The sequence below is a fragment of the Halomonas sp. genome, from assembly GCF_052095765.1.
Classification (GTDB): Bacteria; Pseudomonadota; Gammaproteobacteria; order Pseudomonadales; family Halomonadaceae; genus Halomonas.
Window position 1 is genome coordinate 82,132 of the sequence record NZ_JBQDJZ010000001.1, and the last position, 16,340, is coordinate 98,471.

17 protein-coding genes and 1 pseudogene are annotated in these 16,340 nt (G+C 57.4%); 10 read left to right on the forward strand and 8 right to left on the reverse strand.

Annotation, left to right across the window (positions count from 1 at the left end; all coding sequences use genetic code 11):
• Window positions 1-159: 159 nt before the first annotated feature.
• From ACTH3D_RS00350 to ACTH3D_RS00365, 4 genes are all read left to right on the forward strand, one after another.
• Window positions 160-1,659, forward strand: a complete 1,500-nt coding sequence (locus tag ACTH3D_RS00350) for a CoA-acylating methylmalonate-semialdehyde dehydrogenase (protein WP_441664073.1) — start codon at window positions 160-162, stop codon at window positions 1,657-1,659.
• Between the two features lie 113 nt (window positions 1,660-1,772).
• Window positions 1,773-2,225: an OsmC family protein gene (locus tag ACTH3D_RS00355; RefSeq protein WP_441664075.1), complete on the forward strand. Its 453-nt coding sequence runs from the start codon at window positions 1,773-1,775 to the stop codon at window positions 2,223-2,225.
• A 114-nt stretch (window positions 2,226-2,339) separates the two neighbouring features.
• On the forward strand, window positions 2,340-2,927 hold the full coding sequence (locus tag ACTH3D_RS00360) for a peroxidase-related enzyme (RefSeq protein ID WP_441664077.1): 588 nt from the start codon (window positions 2,340-2,342) through the stop codon (window positions 2,925-2,927).
• 64 nt (window positions 2,928-2,991) lie between these two features.
• Window positions 2,992-3,195 carry a DUF3565 domain-containing protein gene (locus ACTH3D_RS00365; protein ID WP_441664079.1) on the forward strand — a complete coding sequence of 68 codons (204 nt, stop codon included), beginning with the start codon at window positions 2,992-2,994 and terminating at the stop codon, window positions 3,193-3,195.
• A gap of 35 nt (window positions 3,196-3,230) precedes the next feature.
• On the opposite strand, the gene ACTH3D_RS00370 is transcribed toward ACTH3D_RS00365, so the two are convergent.
• The 7 genes from ACTH3D_RS00370 to ACTH3D_RS00400 all read right to left on the reverse strand — a co-directional run bounded on the left by ACTH3D_RS00370 (window position 3,231) and on the right by ACTH3D_RS00400 (window position 10,473).
• A complete protein-coding gene (locus tag ACTH3D_RS00370; RefSeq protein WP_441664081.1) occupies window positions 3,231-4,526 on the reverse strand; it encodes a TRAP transporter large permease in 1,296 nt (431 codons plus the stop codon).
• On the reverse strand, window positions 4,523-5,035 hold the full coding sequence (locus tag ACTH3D_RS00375; RefSeq protein WP_441664083.1) for a TRAP transporter small permease: 513 nt from the start codon (window positions 5,033-5,035) through the stop codon (window positions 4,523-4,525). The genes ACTH3D_RS00370 and ACTH3D_RS00375 overlap by 4 nt, the downstream gene beginning before the upstream one ends.
• 80 nt (window positions 5,036-5,115) lie before the next feature.
• A complete protein-coding gene (locus tag ACTH3D_RS00380; protein WP_441664085.1) occupies window positions 5,116-6,120 on the reverse strand; it encodes a TRAP transporter substrate-binding protein in 1,005 nt (334 codons plus the stop codon).
• A gap of 71 nt (window positions 6,121-6,191) precedes the next feature.
• Entirely contained in the window at window positions 6,192-6,770 is a 579-nt protein-coding gene (locus tag ACTH3D_RS00385) for a peroxidase-related enzyme (protein WP_441664087.1), read from the reverse strand.
• Window positions 6,767-7,294 carry a CMD domain-containing protein gene (locus ACTH3D_RS00390; RefSeq protein ID WP_441664089.1) on the reverse strand — a complete coding sequence of 176 codons (528 nt, stop codon included), beginning with the start codon at window positions 7,292-7,294 and terminating at the stop codon, window positions 6,767-6,769. Before ACTH3D_RS00390 ends, ACTH3D_RS00385 begins: the two co-directional genes overlap by 4 nt.
• 81 nt (window positions 7,295-7,375) lie before the next feature.
• Window positions 7,376-8,830, reverse strand: a complete 1,455-nt coding sequence (locus ACTH3D_RS00395; protein ID WP_441664091.1) for an NAD(P)-binding domain-containing protein — start codon at window positions 8,828-8,830, stop codon at window positions 7,376-7,378.
• Window positions 8,827-10,473 carry an aminotransferase class V-fold PLP-dependent enzyme gene (locus ACTH3D_RS00400; RefSeq protein WP_441664113.1) on the reverse strand — a complete coding sequence of 549 codons (1,647 nt, stop codon included), beginning with the start codon at window positions 10,471-10,473 and terminating at the stop codon, window positions 8,827-8,829. Before ACTH3D_RS00400 ends, ACTH3D_RS00395 begins: the two co-directional genes overlap by 4 nt.
• A 261-nt stretch (window positions 10,474-10,734) precedes the next feature.
• Here ACTH3D_RS00400 and ACTH3D_RS00405 point away from each other — a divergent pair, with 261 nt between their 5' ends.
• Complete coding sequence (locus ACTH3D_RS00405) at window positions 10,735-12,048, forward strand: lytic murein transglycosylase (protein WP_441664093.1); 1,314 nt, start codon at window positions 10,735-10,737, stop codon at window positions 12,046-12,048.
• A gap of 39 nt (window positions 12,049-12,087) precedes the next feature.
• A complete protein-coding gene (gene rloA3, locus ACTH3D_RS00410) occupies window positions 12,088-12,723 on the forward strand; it encodes a retropepsin-like aspartic peptidase RloA3 (RefSeq protein WP_441664095.1) in 636 nt (211 codons plus the stop codon).
• A 9-nt stretch (window positions 12,724-12,732) separates the two neighbouring features.
• On the opposite strand, the gene ACTH3D_RS00415 is transcribed toward rloA3, so the two are convergent.
• Window positions 12,733-13,446: a 16S rRNA (uracil(1498)-N(3))-methyltransferase gene (locus ACTH3D_RS00415; RefSeq protein WP_441664097.1), complete on the reverse strand. Its 714-nt coding sequence runs from the start codon at window positions 13,444-13,446 to the stop codon at window positions 12,733-12,735.
• Window positions 13,447-13,555: 109 nt separating this feature from the next.
• On the opposite strand from ACTH3D_RS00415, the gene phaR reads away from it, so the two are divergent.
• From phaR to ACTH3D_RS00435, 4 genes and pseudogenes are all read left to right on the forward strand, one after another.
• Window positions 13,556-14,038, forward strand: a complete 483-nt coding sequence (gene phaR, locus ACTH3D_RS00420; RefSeq protein WP_441664099.1) for a polyhydroxyalkanoate synthesis repressor PhaR — start codon at window positions 13,556-13,558, stop codon at window positions 14,036-14,038.
• Window positions 14,039-14,123: 85 nt separating this feature from the next.
• A complete protein-coding gene (gene purD / locus ACTH3D_RS00425; protein WP_441664101.1) occupies window positions 14,124-15,419 on the forward strand; it encodes a phosphoribosylamine--glycine ligase in 1,296 nt (431 codons plus the stop codon).
• Window positions 15,420-15,479: 60 nt separating this feature from the next.
• On the forward strand, window positions 15,480-15,914 hold the full coding sequence (locus ACTH3D_RS00430) for an acyl-CoA thioesterase (protein WP_441664103.1): 435 nt from the start codon (window positions 15,480-15,482) through the stop codon (window positions 15,912-15,914).
• Window positions 15,914-16,340, forward strand: a pseudogene (locus ACTH3D_RS00435) (phosphoribulokinase); the annotation flags it as partial. The gene ACTH3D_RS00430 and the pseudogene ACTH3D_RS00435, both read left to right, overlap by 1 nt.

A 16,340-nucleotide genomic window follows, 5' to 3' on the forward strand; every position in this document is an offset into this window, starting at 1 on the left:
GGTTTGTGCGTTTATGCACAAGCAATGTGCCTGACTGCCCGTTGTCTGGCTATCCGACGTCTGGATAGACTGGGAATATAAAGGTTTCGTGCTGGTATGCACATAAAGTTATAGACGTCTTCTCTGTTTTGTCTCATCTCATTGGTAAGGAGTACGCTCATGTCCATTCGCGAGATTCCCATGTATATCGACGGCAAGCCCGTCACTTCCCAGAGCCAGGATTGGCGTGATGTGGTCAACCCGGCGACCCAGGAGGTCGTTGCTCGGGTGCCGTTCTGCACCGCCGAGGAAGTCGAGCAGGCCATTGCCAACGCCAAGCAGGCGTTCGAGACCTGGCGCAAGGTTCCGCTGGGCAAGCGCATGCGGATCATGCTCACGTTGCAGGCGCTGGTGCGCGAGCACACCGATGAGCTGGCCGCGCTGATCAGCGAGGAGCACGGCAAAACCTTGCCCGATGCCGTGGGCGAAGTCGGTCGCGGTCTGGAGGTGATCGAACATGCTTGCTCGATCACCTCATTACAGCTGGGTGAGCGGGCCGAAAACGCGGCCAATGAGGTAGACGTCTACACGCTGAACCAGCCACTGGGGGTGGGTGCCGGCATCACCGCATTCAACTTCCCGATCATGTTGCCGTGCTTCATGTTCCCGCTGGCTATCGCCACCGGCAACACCTTTGTGTTCAAGCCTTCGGAGCAGGACCCCAGCTCCTCTATGCGGCTGGTTGAACTGGCCCATGAGGCCGGTGTGCCGCCGGGTGTACTCAACGTGGTGCATGGCGGGCCGGAGGTGGCTAACCAGATTGCTGACCATGCCGACATCAAGGCGCTGTCGTTCATTGGCTCTACCCACGTGGGTTCGCTGCTTTACGATCGTGCTGCCGCTGCCGGTAAGCGCATGCAGGCGATGATGGGGGCCAAGAACCACTGTGTGGTCATGCCTGACGCTAACCGCAGCCAGGCTATCAACAACCTGCTGGGCTCGGCTTACGGTGCTGCTGGCCAGCGCTGCATGGCCAACTCAGTGGTGGTGCTGGTGGGTGAGGCGCGCGACTGGCTTGAGGACATCGTTGAAGGCACGCGCAGCATGAAAATCGGACCAGGCACCCAGAAAGATGCCGATCTTGGTCCGTTGGTGTCGCCCCAGGCCAAGGAGCGCGTTGAGCGCCTGATCGCCACCGGTGAGCAGGAAGGTGCCACGCTGGAAGTGGACGGTCGCGGCTGCCAGGTTGAAGGCTATCCGGATGGCAACTTCGTCGGTCCGACGCTGTTCAGCAATGTGACCGCTGACATGACCATCTACCGCGAAGAAATTTTCGGCCCGGTATTGTGTGTGGTGAATGTTGAGACGCTGGATGAGGCGATTGAGTTCATCAACGCTAACCCCAACGGTAATGGCACCTCGATTTTCACCAACTCCGGTTGGGTCGCGCGGCGCTTTGAGACCGATATTGATGTGGGGCAGGTGGGTATCAACGTGCCGATTCCGGTGCCGGTGGCCTACTTCAGCTTCACCGGCTCGCGGGCATCCAAGTTGGGCGACCTGGGCCCCAATGGCAAGCAAGCCATCAGCTTCTGGACACAGACCAAGACCGTAACTGCACGCTGGTTCGAGCCCGAGAACGTGTCCAGCGGCATCAATAGCACCATTTCGTTAAGCTGAAACGGTCTAGTAAGAAGCTGACTAGTCGTATGGCCGTCTATCAAGACATTCGCTATGATCCCGTCTCAAGTGAGGCGGGTTTTTTCTGCTAAAAACATTGGGAAAACAAGTATATGACGGCTGAGTCTATTCTTAACGTTGAGTCAACTGGGGTGTGGAAAGGTGGCGTGAAAACTGAGATATCGGTGCGCTCATTCGCCCCCTTCATGGTCGATGAGCCAGCAAGTCTCGGCGGCACAGATGAAGGTCCAAACCCGGTCGAGCTGGTGCTATCAGGGCTTAGCAGCTGCACCTCTGTGATGATTTCCCTGATTGCCAAGGAGCAGGGTTTTGCCTATGAGGCAGCAGAGTTCCTCAACAGCGGACAGATCGACCTGCAGGGTATGAGCGGCGTCGCTGGTGTATCGCCTCACTTTCAGTCCGTACAGTTTGATGTGGTGGTAACTACTGGTGAGAGCGATGAACGTCTTCAGCAGCTGAAAGCGGAAGTGGAGAAGCGCTGCCCGGTCATGAACTTATTCCTGGATGCCAAGGTGCCCGTTACCACGAACTGGGTAAGAAAATAAGCGGATAGGTGTGGTGGTGACCACCCTATGGCGTATAGACATGGAGTTAACGTTAACGTTAACTGGAGATCGTTTGCGCCAATTACAGGTCCTACCATAATAAAAGGAGCCGCAATGACTTCCTCTATCAGCCGTTTTCCCGTGCCTGAAACCCTTGATTCACTGCCTGACGATATTCGCGATGCGATTCTTGCGGTGCAGGAAAAAGCAGGGTTTGTTCCGAATGTGTTTTTGATGCTGGCCCAGCGGCCGACGGAGTTTCGTGCCTTCTTCGCCTATCACGATGCTTTGATGGAGCGTGAATCAGACACCCTGACTAAGGCCGAAAAAGAAATGATCGTGGTGGCCACTAGCGCCCGCAATCACTGTCTGTACTGTGTGGTGGCCCACGGTGCCCTGGTGCGAATTTACAGCAAGGACCCGCTGCTGGCAGATCAGGTCGCCATCAACCATCGTACTGCACCGATCAGTGAGCGGCATCGGGTGATGCTCGACTTCGCCATATACTGCAGCATTGAGGTGGGTGAACTTAACGATGAGTGGGAAGCTCGCCTGATTGAGGTGGGCTTTACCCGCGAAGATATCTGGGACATCGGCGCTGTCGCTGCCTTTTTTGGTCTGTCCAACCGTTTAGTCAATCTGACCGGAACCCCGCCTAACGCTGAGTTCTATCTAATGGGGCGAGTGCCGCGAGGCAAGTGACAGCCGACTGGTGGCTATTCAATGCCTGGAGAACCGTTATGTGACGGCGGAGGAGCACAGCGCCATGCGCCAGCCGATTGTGGGTTATCACCGTGATGAAGAGGAACACTGGGTGGCCAGGCTGGCCTGTGGCCACAATCAGCATGTACGTCACCAGCCACCGTGGACTGAGCGGCCTTGGGTCACCACTGAAGCGGGGCGGCGCTCGCGGCTGGGACTGGAGTTGGAGTGCGTGAAATGCGTGCGCGGTGAACCATGCGACAGGTGATGCACCAGTCGCATGGTTTATTGGAAAGGTCGGGGTTATCCGGGGAACGCTTCTGGCATGAACATTTTGGGCAGGGTTAGAAAAAGATTCGGGAACAGGATGCCTGCGAGAATGATCAGCATTACTAAGCCAATCAGCGGCATGATGGCGACAAAGGCTCGCGGTGTGGAAACGTCGCCGATCTGGCTGGCGATCAGTAAGCAGATGCCATAAGGCGGTGTTACCAGGCCCAGGGTCAATGACATGATCACAATCAGTGCCATATGGATCTGGTTGATATCCCCCGAAATGCTAATGCTCTGGATGATCGGCAGGAAGATGATCACTGCCGTCACCGGGCTAAGCACAGTGCCGATAATCAACATGAACGCCATTACCATCAGCATCAGGCCGACGCGCGAGTCGGTGACGGAAAGGATGAAGCTGGCGACTTCCTGTGCGATGCCCAGATAGGAGATCAGCCAGCCCATGATTCCGGCGGCAGCCACGGCAAACATCGGTAGTGAATAAGCGAGCACGGAGTCGGTAAAAATGCCGGGCAGTGAGCGTAGACGAATCGAACGATAAAATACTATCGCCAGTAGCAGGCCGACCAATACCGCGACCGAGGCCGCTTCAGTGGCAGTAAATATCCCGGCGGTGATGCCGCCGAGTACCACGATAGGCAGAATCATTGGCGGCGTTGCCACTAGGCCAGTGTGAACAACGTTGCGCCACGAGGCGCGTCCTTCTGGCTTGATATCGAGTTTACGTGCCACGTGATAGACGTAGCCCATCTGTGCCATGCCGATCAATAAGCCGGGTACGATGCCACCGAGAAAAAGGGCGCCCACCGAGACATTGCCGAAAGCACCATAGATCACCATTAAAATCGATGGCGGAATGATGCCGCCAAGTACTGACGATGCTGCTGTCAAAGCCACGGCGAAAGGCGAGGGGTAGCCAGCTTTTTTCATGGCTGGAATCAGTACTGCGCCGACACTGGCAGTGTCAGCCGCTGCTGAGCCAGACAGGCTGGCGAACATCATCGATACCATGACGTTGATGTGACCGAGTCCGCCACGCACGTGGCCCACAGTACTGTCGGCGAAGCGCAGTAGACGATCGGTGATGCCACCGTCGTTCATCAGCCGCCCCAGCAGCAGGAAAAATGGTACCGCAAGCAGCGGGAAAGAGTTGATGCTGGCGAACATCTGGTTAACTACTGAGGTCAGCGGTATGCCGAGCTGCCAGATGGTAATGATGGACGCCAGGCCGATTGCAAATGCGATGGGCACGCTGAGGGCGATCAGCAGCAGGAAGCTGGCGATAAGAGTGATAATCGGGCTCATGGCTGGGTGTGCTCCTCGACAGCGGCTGGTGACGACTGATGCCCTGCGCACAGCGCACGGAGGTCTTCATGTAGTATTTCCAGAGAAAACAGCAGCATTGCCACTCCGGAAATGGGGATCACCATGAACACATAGGCCATTGGCGTGCCTAGAGAGACCGAGCGGCGGTTCCAACCCATATCGGTCAGGATCTGGCCGTGTACCACCAGCACATAGATCAGCGGCAGACAGGCTAGACCGCCGAGCAGCCGCAGCGCCCGGTTGGTTATTACGAAGTGTTTTGGTAGCACTTCGATCACATAGTGCTGGCGGCGGCGCAGGGCCACGGCAGCGCCAAGAAATACTGACCAGATGAAGCAGGCCATGGCAACTTCATCGGACCAGGCCACTGATATTTTCAGGTAGTTGCGTGCCACTACTTGATACAAGATAGTCACGATGAATATCGCGAACAGCGTGCCTGCTACTTTCAGGAACACGCGTTCGATGAGGTCATTGATTCGCCGCATGTCTTACTTTTACTCCTGGAAACAATAAGCCCCCGAGGACTGAGCAGTGCTTTGGGCTACGGGGGCTTTCTCCCAATGACTTACAGCGCGCGAATCAGCGCGAGCAGGTTGGACACGCCGCGCTCGGCAGCAAACTCATCATGCAGCGGACGGCTGGCATCGATGAACTTCTGCTTGTCGACTTCGGTAACGGTGACGCCGCGCTCGGTCAGCTGGCTTAACAGCTGTTCGTCATACTCAACCCCCTTGGCGGTACCCAGTTCGGCGGCGTGTCTTGCGGCCTCGCGCACGATGGCTTGGTCCTGCTCCGACAGGCGCTGGAGGCTGCTCTCGCCGATTGAGATGTGGCTCATCATGATCTGGTGTTCGGTCTTGGCGTGATAGGGCGCCACTTCATAGAGGCGGCTTGAAAAGAAACCGCTGATGGTGCTTTCGAAGGCACCGATAACGCCAGTTTGCATGCCGGTGTAGATTTCGGTCCAAGGCAGTGAGGTGGTCAGGGCACCTAGCGCCTGCCAGGTTTTGGCATCCAGCTGAGAGCCGGTGATGCGCATCTTGACGTCGTCCAGGTCATCTGGCTCGGTCACCGGACCAGTGTTGGTGCTGAGGTTGCGTGTGCCGCCACCGGTCAGTGCCAACAGTTCAAGTCCGCTGCCGGAGTCAGTCATTTCCTGTTCAAAATGGCTGAAGACCGGAGACTCAGGGGCTGCGGCAGCACGGAAGGCATCCATGTTATCGAACAGATAGTTCAGGCTGAATATTTCGAAGTCCTGAACGTAGGGTGCAATGTTCTGCACTCCGCCAATGATCATGTCGGTGGTGCCGATGCGGATTTCATCGACCACTGTCTGGTCATTGCCGAGCTGGCCGCCGGGGAAGATCTCAACAGTAAGGCGGTTGTCGCTGGCTTCCTCGACCTCGGTCTTGAAGGCTTCAGCGGCGTCGATCCAGGGTGGGGTGCGCTCACCACGGTCGCCAGTCGTAGTTTTTGCGCCATGGCGGGTGATGCAATGAGCAGGGTGGCGGCAGTGGCCAGTAGCAGGCGAGGTAGTCGTTGGGTTGTTGCGGGCATCAGTGGTGTCCATTGGTTATTCGTCTGGGCGCAGCGGTCTTCAGTGCGCAGAGAGTTGGCGGTACGTGTCGGTAACACAAGAGCTTACTCAGCAGCGATAGGCTCGCCTAAGGTGTGCATTAGGCGATTGGCCCAACCAAACAGCGTGGTGGCCAGCGTCAGGTCGAGAACCTCTAGCTCATCAAGACCGACATCGCGTAGCTGTTGAATGTCTTCAGCGCTTACCTGTGGTGGGCACTGAGAGAGTCCCACAGAAAAGCGCAAAATAGCCTGTTGGCGCGGGTCGAGCTCAGCCTTTTCGCCATGAAAGAAAATTTCCTGCATGACACTTTCTTCTTTGCTCAGCTGGTTGTAGCGCTGGGCATGGACCGCGGCACAGAAGATACAGCGGTTGACGATGGAAGCTGCAACTGCACCTATTTCGCGTTCGGCGCGAGACAGCCCATCGGGGTCGTACATGATGCCGTTGAACAGTGAGGTGCGAATGCGCAGTGACTCGGGGTCGTGGGCCAGTACCAGCACATAGTCGGACACTTTGGTGTTTGACGGCGTTTCTTTTAGCGCGTCTTGTTGAGCTGGAGTCGCGGCGTCAAGGTCCACTGGTGTCAAAAGTGGGCGCCAGTGGGGCACGCGGGTAGTGAACTTACGAATCACGCGGCTCATGCGGAATCTCCCATGACGGACAGCACCGCAGCGACGCGTAGCTGATAGTTAACGAAGGCCACCAGGCCAGCCAGTCGCACAATATCGCTTTCGTCTACGCCTGCGGCGCGCAGGCTTTCAATGTCGTCGGGGACGGCGTCTTTTGGCGACTGGGTGACTTTGTCGACGTAGGCAACGATGGCTTGCAGCCGGTTATCGTCTGCTGGTGGCTGGACGCCAGGCGTAGCCAGTTCGCTTGTAATGTCAGCACTGTTGTCGGCGCTGGTGCAGGACGCCAGTAGCTCGGCATAGTGCTGGCTCAGTCCTTTCTGTTGGCAGATCTTTGCCATGCGGCACGCCAGAGCAGCACGTTCGGCGTAGCTGAGGCCGCCGGGCTCTTGGGGCTGCAAGGCGGCTTCATAGGAGGCCTGGGACAGCTCCATTAGCTTGGCGCGTCGCGCCAGTGCCTCGGCGAGCGGCCCCGGTGCGTTGGCGCTCAAGGTGTCGACGCCGGTGGCCTGTTCTAGTATGTGGGAGGAAGTCATTATTATTCCTTTTCAGAGCAGGTGGTCAGCAGAGATGCCTGGCACGAAGGCATCGCGCATGTTGCTGTGTGTTGTTGTCATTCAGGGCAGTGGCGTTGATTGCCACTCATCGCCTTGCAGCTCAGGGCTGTCGTAGTTCTGAAGTGTGTTCCAATGAGCCTCGATGTCCTGCTGGTAGAGCTGTGCGGCAATCGCACTGGCTAGCCAGTTGGCACCGTCACTGATGCCAGGAATATCGCCGCTGACCTTGCCCATGCTGACTGTGGCCCCGTAGTTGAAGCAGTGAATATGCTTGAGCCAGGGTGCGCTGCCGGGTTCGCGTTCCTGAAACGCGAAGTCCCGGTCCACATAGGGGAAGTTGCCGAGCTCTTCGTTTGCAAGCTCGGGTGGCGGGCTGTAACGGTCTTTCCACAGCAGAATGCGGTCGGCGTAGCCGGCAAGCTCGGTGCGTGCGGTGGGGTCTATCTCGAAGCCGGTGCCCAAAATAAGGAAGTCGCAACTCAGGCGCTTGCCTTGGCTGGTAGTGATAACGATGTCGTCGCCTTCCATATGCGTTTCTTTGATACCGCAGTTGAAATGGAAGTGGGCGTTGGGGTGACGGCTGACGCGCAGCGTCGAGCCCCTCGGTGGCGGCGTCTGGGTGGCAGAAGAGTAATGCATAAAACGCCAGCGCCACTCGTCAGGCAGGGTCGAGTAGCCGTGGGTAAAGCCGAAGGAGCCGATACCCATCATTTTGTTGATGGTTGGCATCTGTGGGCGGCGGATGAGGTGGCGCACTTCACGCGCACCGTGCTCTAGTGCCTCGGCGGCATTGTCGACTGCTGATGCACCCACGCCGATCACGACTACGCGCTTGTTGGCAAGGTGCGCGAAGTTGATGTCGTCGGCGGAGTGTGCCCAAACGCTGTCAGGCAACTTCTTTACGAAATCAGGAATCTTAGGGCCACCCGTGCCTTCTCGGCCGGTTGCCATAATCAGCTTGCGCGTCAGCAGCGTTGCACCGGGCGCGTTGCGACCGGATAGCTCAAGACGCAACAGATCGTTCTCTGGCGTGACGTGCTCTACCGCGACCTCGTTGTCGATGGGCAGTGCTAATACCTGGCGATACCAGCGCAGATAGTCCATCCACATGGTGCGTGGAGCTTTGTCTAGTGCCTCCCAAGCGTCGCTTCCAAACTGTGCTTCATACCAAGCCCGAAACGTCAGTGAGGCCATGCCGTAGCAGGGGCCGGGCAGTGTTTTGGGCGAGCGCAGAGTTTCCATGCGCGCATAGTTGAGCCATGGGCCTTCATGGCCCTCTGGGTTGCGATCTAGCACGCGAATGTTGCTGATGCCTCCTGCCAGCAAGGCAAAGGCGGCCACCATGCCGCACTGGCCGCCACCAATGATCACCACGTCATAAACGTGGTTGCCACTCTCATGGGTACGCGGAGTTACCCAGTTTGACGGAGGATAGTTCAGACAGGCCAGGTCATGATGAACCCGGCTGTTAAGCTGCTCGAGACCGGTGGTCGCAAAGGCAGGGGTCAGGGTCATGGGATTATCTCTGCTTGGGCTGCAGTGGCCTCAATGGATTCGTGAGGCCACCAGAACCAGCGCAGGGCATCTTCGGCAGCGCTGGTTAGCGAAGGCGTTGGGTCGATAGCAGTCGATTGGGCTGTCTCAACGAGGGCCTGGGCCGTGGCGAAGTTCTGGTTAAAATCGGGAGACGGAGTGTTCTCTAGGGGCGTGGCGGAATTAAGCATTTCTTCCAGAGAAAGCATATCGTGGTAAGGCATGGGATCACGAACACGCCACACGCCAGATTCCACATCGACGGTATATAGCCGCATCAGCACAGAGGCGTGACGGGCAATGAAATTAACTGCGCCAATGATATAGCAAGTATGCTCATCGTTAAAGAAGTAATTAAAGCCTAATCGTGCCCAGCCGGGGCGGTATAAGCTTTTTCCTTCAAGGACTAAGGCGGCGTGTTGATTAGCTAACTCGGGACCAATGCCGAGTAACTCATGACCGTATGGGCCCGCACATGAGCAACCGCCGCGCGCCTGGATACCGAACAAATCGTTGAGCATAGCCACCACCAGGTTGTGGTGGATCATGCGTCCCCCGGCTGAGATATTAAATGAGAAAATGCCCAGCCTAGGAGTATCTAGAGGCCCAAGGATATGCAGGTTTTTAACTTCTTTCCATTGGCTCATGGCCTTGTTAACGATTGCGCTTTCTAGCTCAGCAATATGCTGTGCGCTCACTTGGTCCTTAAGTGTAAATACCAACCCCGTGCGAATGTCCTGGACGATACCGGGAGTGCCGGCCTCTTCGCGACGCTGCGGGTCAGCTACATAATGGTGGTCATTTGAGGTCATGTAAGACACCGTGCCGCCACCTGCTAAACCAGGCACCATGTTGGTACACATGTCACGGCGAATTACCAGTACACCTGAGGTGCCTGGCCCACCAATAAACTTGTGAGGAGAAAGAAAAATAGCATCTAGATGGTCGTCGATATCAGTGCTGCTGGCAGACATGTTGATAGGCACATAAGGTCCACTAGCGGCATAGTCGCAGGCGACAACGCCACCATATGCGTGGGTAAGTCTTGCTAGCTTCCTTACGTCGATAATCACGCCGGTGACGTTGGAGGCTGCAGAAAAGGAAACGATCTTCAGTGAGCGGTGTGCGTATTCCTTTAGACGCTCTTCCAGTATGAAAAAACAGGGAAGTCCGTCTTTGTTCAGTGGAATGCTGACTAGCTCAACGCCGGTTTCTCGCCACATCAGCTCATTGGAATGATGCTCGAATGGGCCGATAAACATCACGGGACGCTCGATGCTGTCAGCTTCAAAGTGTTTTTCGAGACCCATAATGCGGGAGAAGCGGTCGATGGCTGTAGTAGCCCCTGTGCCTGTAAAAATTACTGCATGCTCGGAACCGGCACCAACTGACTCGCGAATAGCTTGGCGAGCTGACTCACGTAGTCGAGTGGTATGCATTCCTGTGAAGGATGTCTCGGTGTGGGTGTTGCCGTAATAGGGGAGCGCATGCTGTTTGATGGCGCTTTCGATCATGGATAATGCACGGCCCGAGGCAGTGTAGTCGGCATATACAAGAGGACGTGGCCCGAAAGGGCCAGGAATCGTCGAGCCCTCTCCAATAATGCCTTTGCGAATACGCGACACCCATTCATTCGGTGAGGTGGTGTGGGCCTTCTGAGGTCTCTGTGAAGTGTTTGATGAAGCAGCAGGGGTTGGCATTGTTAAGCTCTAAGTCGTTTGTAAATAGGTAAAAAGTAGCTTAAAAGCAATAGATAAAGCAGCCCATTTCTTGGCGTTTGATGGATATTTTCAACAATATCAGGCTTAGGCTAGCATCTGGGCTAGCTCATGACGCCATTGTAAGGGATCATCAGCACGCCTAATTTTGCAAGGAACGCTATTTTCATGATGCTCCGATTTATTTCTCTTGCGGTACTGTGTGCTGCTTTAGCAGGTTGCCAGAGTACAGCAACTCCTCTGTCTCAGGCTGCTGCTGGTCCTTCTGGTCAGGCTAGGCAGGATGCAGGCACCACTCAGCTTGCATCCGCCAAACAGACAGAATCAGAAGTACAGACTGCGTCGGTCAAGCGCGCTGCGCCTGGCGCCGCCGGCTTTGATGACTGGCTGGCCGGTTTTCGCCGCCATGCTGCCGCTGAAGGCATCAGTGAAGCAACGCTGGCACGAGCGCTGGACGGCGTGCGCTATCGCCCCAGGGTGATTGAGCTTGACCGCAAGCAGCCTGAATTTTCACGCCAGATCTGGGATTACCTGGACAGTGCAGTGTCTACCTCCCGGGTGAATAACGGACGCGATAAGCTAGCAGGCCACCGCGAGGCAGCAAGCCGCGCTGCGTCGCAGTACGGCGTACCGGCTGAGGTGATTATCAGCATCTGGGGTATTGAAAGCAGCTACGGCGGTTATCTGGGTGACTTCTCCACCCTAGAGTCGCTGGCGACTCTGGCCCATGACGGGCGTCGTCAGGAGTTTGCTTCAGCTGAGTTGTTGGCTGCGCTACGGATCATCCAGGCCGGTGACATTGCGCCTGATGATATGAAAGGCTCCTGGGCGGGTGCCATGGGCCATACCCAGTTCATCCCTTCAAGTTTTCTGGCCTATGCCAAAGATGGCGACGGTGATGGGCGGCGGGATATCTGGACCAGCATTCCTGATGTGCTGGCCTCCACCGCCAACTATCTGGCTGAGGCGGGCTGGCGTAGCGACGAGCCTTGGGGGGTTGAGGTAGTGCTGCCGCAGAACTTCAACTTCAGCCTGGCCGATGCGTCGCAGCGTCGTTCAAGTCAGGACTGGGCGCGGCTGGGTGTCACGGCAAGCGCTGGCGGAGAGCTGCCAGGTCTTGAGTCGGCGGCAGTGATCGCGCCTGCAGGAGCGCGGGGACCCGCTTTTCTGGTGGGGCAGAACTTCCGAGTAATCCTGCGTTATAACAATGCCACCAGCTATGCGCTGGCAGTTGCCCTTCTCAGTGACCGTATCGCCGGACGACCGGGCATTTCCGGCGATTGGCCGCGAGATCTGAAGGCGCTGAGTCGTCACCAGGTCAAAGAGTTGCAGCAGCGTTTGCAGGCCCGTGGCTTTGATGTGGGAACTCCTGATGGAATTTTTGGCCCTAATACAGGTCGCGGTCTCAGAGAGTTCCAGCGTGAGCAGGGCTTGGTGCCTGATGGGTTTGCTACGCTGGATCTGCTCAAACGACTGCAATAGCCCGCCTCATTATCTGATTAGCCACTGGAGCAAAATGTCATGCCCAAGGGAATACGTTCTCACCTGTCAGCCTCTCTGTTAGCTCTTGGGCTTGGGCTGATGTCCGCCCCCGGCACGCTGCTTGCCGATGAGACGTCTGACCAGGTGGTTGGCTGGGTTGAGAAAGTGACGGTTGAGCCTTGGGGCGTCGAGGTCAAGGCCAAGCTTGATAGTGGTGCGCTGACCTCGTCGTTGGATGCCCGGGATATCAAGCTTTTCGAAAAAGACGATCAGGAATGGGTGCGTTTTCGCCTGCGACTTGACGACGTGGGCAGTGAAGAGACACTGTCGGTCAATCTCGAGCGTCCGCTGTACCGTGACCTGACGGTGCGCGGCGCTGGAGGTCGTGACGAGCGCCCTGTGGTACTGCTTGAGGTGTGCGTGGGCGATACCCGCTATGAGGAACAGTTCAGCCTGCGTGATCGTGAAGAAATGCACTATCCGATGCTGCTGGGACGGCGCACCATCGGTCATCTGGGCTTGCTCAGTGTCAAGGAAACCTTTCTTACTGAAGCCAGTTGCGATGAAGATTCACCGCTGATCGCCAATGTCGCGGAAGAAAACGACGATAAAGACAGGAAAAAGGTCCGTAAAGAGATTGAAGGTGATGACGACAGCGAGCCGGATGACGACTGAAGGTGTCTGTTAAAACAGTCTTGCCAGCAGTGCCGTCACGGCAGTCTCCACGCGCAGGATGCGCGGACCCAGATGAATGCCTTGGCAGCCCGCCGCCAGCAGCTGCTCAACCTCCCAGTCGATAAAACCGCCTTCGGGGCCGATTAGCAGCAGGGTCGGTGTCTCGATACCCCGAGGGCAGGCGTCGGGCATGCCAGGATGGGCCAGCAGGCCTTGCCGGCCCTTCAGCAACCCTTCCAGCTGATCTTCGATAAAGGGACGAAAGCCACGTGCCAGCGTTATTTTCGGCACAACGGTGTCGCGGGCCTGCTCGAGTCCTAGCTCAAGGTGCTGGCGAATTTTGTCCTCACCCAGTTCGGGCGATTGCCAGTAACTCTTTTCGACGCGGTGCGTGTGCAACAGTGTGAGCTGTTTCACGCCAAGGGCTGTGATGTGTTCCAGGCTTCGCGCCAACATACGTGGACGGGGCAGGGCCAGTACCAGGTGCACGGGGAGCGCTGGCGGTGGCGACTGGTTGAGGCCGCTGATATCAAATACGGCTTCCTGCGTGCTAATGGAAAGCAGCGTGCTCTTGCCGAGCAGGCCGTTTTCGATGCCGACGGTGAGTTCGTCGCCCTCGCAGGCACGGTGGATGCCGTTCAGGTGCGCCAGTCGCCGCGGGCAGCGTACACGGGCCAGCGTGGTGTTTTCGATGTCGTCGGGTGACAGCAGGATCAGGTTCATGGGTTCTGGATTGGCCGCTATGTTTTGCATGGTGAGTGATGCGGTGCACAATAGCCGCACAAGTGGGCCTATGCTCATCGCAATGGAATGACAACAAAGGAGCAGCACAGTGCGAGTGATTCGCAAGTATGCCAACCGCCGTCTCTATGATACCGAACAGAGTCGCTATGTAACCCTCGAGGATCTGCGCGAGTTGGTGCTGGACGATATTGCATTTCGGGTAGAGGATGCCAAGTCGGGTGAGGATCTGACGCGCACCATCCTGCTGACGATCATTATCGAACAGGAGCAGATTGGTGGCGATGCCGAAGTATTCTCCAATGATCTGCTGGCGCAGTTTATCCGCGTCTATGACATGGCCAAACCGTTACCGCTGGCGCGATACCTGGAGCAAGGTACCAAGCTGATGATGGAGCAACAGAAGCGGGTGCAGGATCAGTGGCAGCAGGCCATGCGCCATACGCCCATGGAGCTGATGCGCGAAATGGCCGAGGACAACATGCGTTTCTGGAAGCAGAACCTGGGCAAGATGGGGGGGCAACCCGGAGCCAAGGAGGAAGACGACAGCGGCAACGATACCGGCAGTCGTTGAACAGCCATCCTGAGCGGCCACTTGTGGCGCGCTTTCTGACATAATGCGGCGATATGTTGACTCGGACTCAAAGGGTGCAGAGCGGATGAAAGTTCTTGTTATTGGCGGGGGTGGCCGTGAACACGCGCTGGCCTGGAAGCTGGCGCAGTCACCTCAGGTAAGTGGTGTTCTGGTGGCGCCGGGCAATGCGGGCAGTGCCCGGGAGCCGGGGCTGCGCAATGTGGCAGTAGCGGCAGATGATCTGGATGGCCTGCTGAGCCTGGCACAGGCTGACGCGGTTGATCTGACCATCGTCGGCCCTGAGGCGCCTCTGGTGGCTGGCGTGGTTGACCGTTTCCAGCAGGCGGGACTGACCATCTTTGGCCCCACTCAGGCTGCGGCTCAGCTTGAGGGTTCTAAATCCTTCACCAAGGATTTTCTGGCGCGTCATGCCATCCCTAGTGCCGACTACCGCACCTTTACCGAGGTTGAGCCAGCGCTTGCCTACCTGGCTGAGATGGGTGCGCCCATCGTGATCAAGGCGGATGGTCTGGCCGCTGGCAAAGGCGTGGTAGTGGCTGAGACGCTGGCCGACGCCGAAGCAGCGGTGCGCGACATGTTGGAGTCGAACGCCTTCGGGGATGCTGGAGCGCGGGTGGTGATCGAGGAGTTTCTCGACGGAGAAGAAGCCAGCTTCATCGTTATGGTGGATGGCACAACCATCGTGCCCATGGCCACTAGCCAGGACCACAAGCGTGCGCTGGACGGTGACCTGGGCCCGAATACTGGCGGCATGGGAGCATATTCTCCAGCGCCGGTGGTCACTCCCGAGGTTGACCGACGGATCATGGAGCGGGTGATTCGCCCGACGGTCGAGGGCATGGCAGCAGAGGGCAACCCTTACACGGGTTTTCTGTATGCTGGTTTGATGATTGACGCCGACGGCAACCCGAAAGTGATCGAATACAACTGCCGCTTTGGCGACCCGGAAACCCAGCCGATCATGCTGCGCCTGAAATCGGACCTGTCGGCGCTCTGCTTGGCCGGTGCTCAGGGTGAGCTGGCAGGCCACGAGTGCCACTGGGACACCCGTGCCGCGGTAGGTGTGGTGCTAGCAGCAGGTGGCTATCCCGGCGACTATGCTAAGGGCGACGCTATTACTGGCCTGGAGGCCGCTGAGGCCACCGGTAGCAAGGTGTTTCATGCGGGTACCACACAGGGCGATGATGGCGAGGTGCTGACCAGTGGCGGTCGGGTACTGTGTGTGACAGCACTGGGTGACAGTGTGTCAGCGGCGCGTGACCTGGCCTATCGCGGGGTGGAAGCCATTGGCTGGAAGGGTGTCACCTTCCGACGTGATATTGCACACCGTGCCATTGCCAGAGAGCAAGGTACAGCCTGAATGATTGTTCCTGCGGCTGGCTCTAACAGCCGAGACCTAGCTTGAGATCCAGGAGGCTTGATGGAACGTGTAAGGCTCGAATTTCCCGATGCCGATCTTCGGCACCAGCATCCACTGACGGTGCGTATCACCGACATGAACTATGGCAGACATCTGGGCCATGATGCCGTGGTTTCTCTACTGCATGAAGCCCGCTCCCAGGCCTTTCAGGCGCTGGGACTATCGGAAGCCGACATGGGTGGCTACCCCAGCGTAGCGGCAGATCTTGCTGTTCAGTACCAGGCCGAGGCCCGCTTTCCTGATGCGTTGGTGGTGGATACCGCTATTCCTGCTCAGACTGGCAAAGTGGTAACGGTCTATCATCGCATTCGTCGTGAGGCTGACGCCAAGGTGGTGGCAACCGCGCGCATCAACCTGATGTTGATAGACCTCCAGACCGGGCGACCGGTGACAGTGCCGGATGAGGTGCGCGAGCGCCTCAGTGGTTTAGCCTGATGTCGCGGGAGTATCCGATCATTGCCGTGACGGGCTCATCGGGCGCCGGCACCACCACGGTAAGACGCACCTTTGAGCGCATGTTCGCCCGAGATGATGTGCATGCCGCCTATGTCGATGGTGACGCCTTCCATCGCTACACGCGGGCGGAGTTGGCGCGCATCTACAGCGAGGAACCCGAGCGCAAGGGTGAGCTGTCGCACTTTTCGGTCGAGGCCAACCAGTTGGATGAGCTGGATGCGCTGTTTCAGACCTACGGTGATTGCGGTAGCGGGCTGTATCGCCATTATATTCATGCCGAAGACAAGGGCATGGTTGAGGCTGGCTACAAGGTGGGTACCTTCACCGAATGGGAGCCGATCCCCGAGGGTACCGATTTGCTCCTGTATGAAGGGCTGCATGGCGGCCTGGTGACGCCGGATTTTG

What these genes read in the sequence shown, in the direction of transcription:
- ACTH3D_RS00350 (WP_441664073.1), top strand. Translation starts at nt 160, where the DNA reads ATGTCCATTCGCGAGATTCCCATGTATATCGACGGCAAGCCCGTCACT.
- ACTH3D_RS00355 (WP_441664075.1), top strand. Translation starts at nt 1,773, where the DNA reads ATGACGGCTGAGTCTATTCTTAACGTTGAGTCAACTGGGGTGTGGAAA.
- ACTH3D_RS00360 (WP_441664077.1), top strand. Translation starts at nt 2,340, where the DNA reads ATGACTTCCTCTATCAGCCGTTTTCCCGTGCCTGAAACCCTTGATTCA.
- ACTH3D_RS00365 (WP_441664079.1), top strand. Translation starts at nt 2,992, where the DNA reads ATGCGCCAGCCGATTGTGGGTTATCACCGTGATGAAGAGGAACACTGG.
- ACTH3D_RS00370 (WP_441664081.1), bottom strand. Translation starts at nt 4,526, where the DNA reads ATGAGCCCGATTATCACTCTTATCGCCAGCTTCCTGCTGCTGATCGCC.
- ACTH3D_RS00375 (WP_441664083.1), bottom strand. Translation starts at nt 5,035, where the DNA reads ATGCGGCGAATCAATGACCTCATCGAACGCGTGTTCCTGAAAGTAGCA.
- ACTH3D_RS00380 (WP_441664085.1), bottom strand. Translation starts at nt 6,120, where the DNA reads ATGGACACCACTGATGCCCGCAACAACCCAACGACTACCTCGCCTGCT.
- ACTH3D_RS00385 (WP_441664087.1), bottom strand. Translation starts at nt 6,770, where the DNA reads ATGAGCCGCGTGATTCGTAAGTTCACTACCCGCGTGCCCCACTGGCGC.
- ACTH3D_RS00390 (WP_441664089.1), bottom strand. Translation starts at nt 7,294, where the DNA reads ATGACTTCCTCCCACATACTAGAACAGGCCACCGGCGTCGACACCTTG.
- ACTH3D_RS00395 (WP_441664091.1), bottom strand. Translation starts at nt 8,830, where the DNA reads ATGACCCTGACCCCTGCCTTTGCGACCACCGGTCTCGAGCAGCTTAAC.
- ACTH3D_RS00405 (WP_441664093.1), top strand. Translation starts at nt 10,735, where the DNA reads ATGATGCTCCGATTTATTTCTCTTGCGGTACTGTGTGCTGCTTTAGCA.
- rloA3 (WP_441664095.1), top strand. Translation starts at nt 12,088, where the DNA reads ATGCCCAAGGGAATACGTTCTCACCTGTCAGCCTCTCTGTTAGCTCTT.
- ACTH3D_RS00415 (WP_441664097.1), bottom strand. Translation starts at nt 13,446, where the DNA reads ATGAACCTGATCCTGCTGTCACCCGACGACATCGAAAACACCACGCTG.
- purD (WP_441664101.1), top strand. Translation starts at nt 14,124, where the DNA reads ATGAAAGTTCTTGTTATTGGCGGGGGTGGCCGTGAACACGCGCTGGCC.
- ACTH3D_RS00430 (WP_441664103.1), top strand. Translation starts at nt 15,480, where the DNA reads ATGGAACGTGTAAGGCTCGAATTTCCCGATGCCGATCTTCGGCACCAG.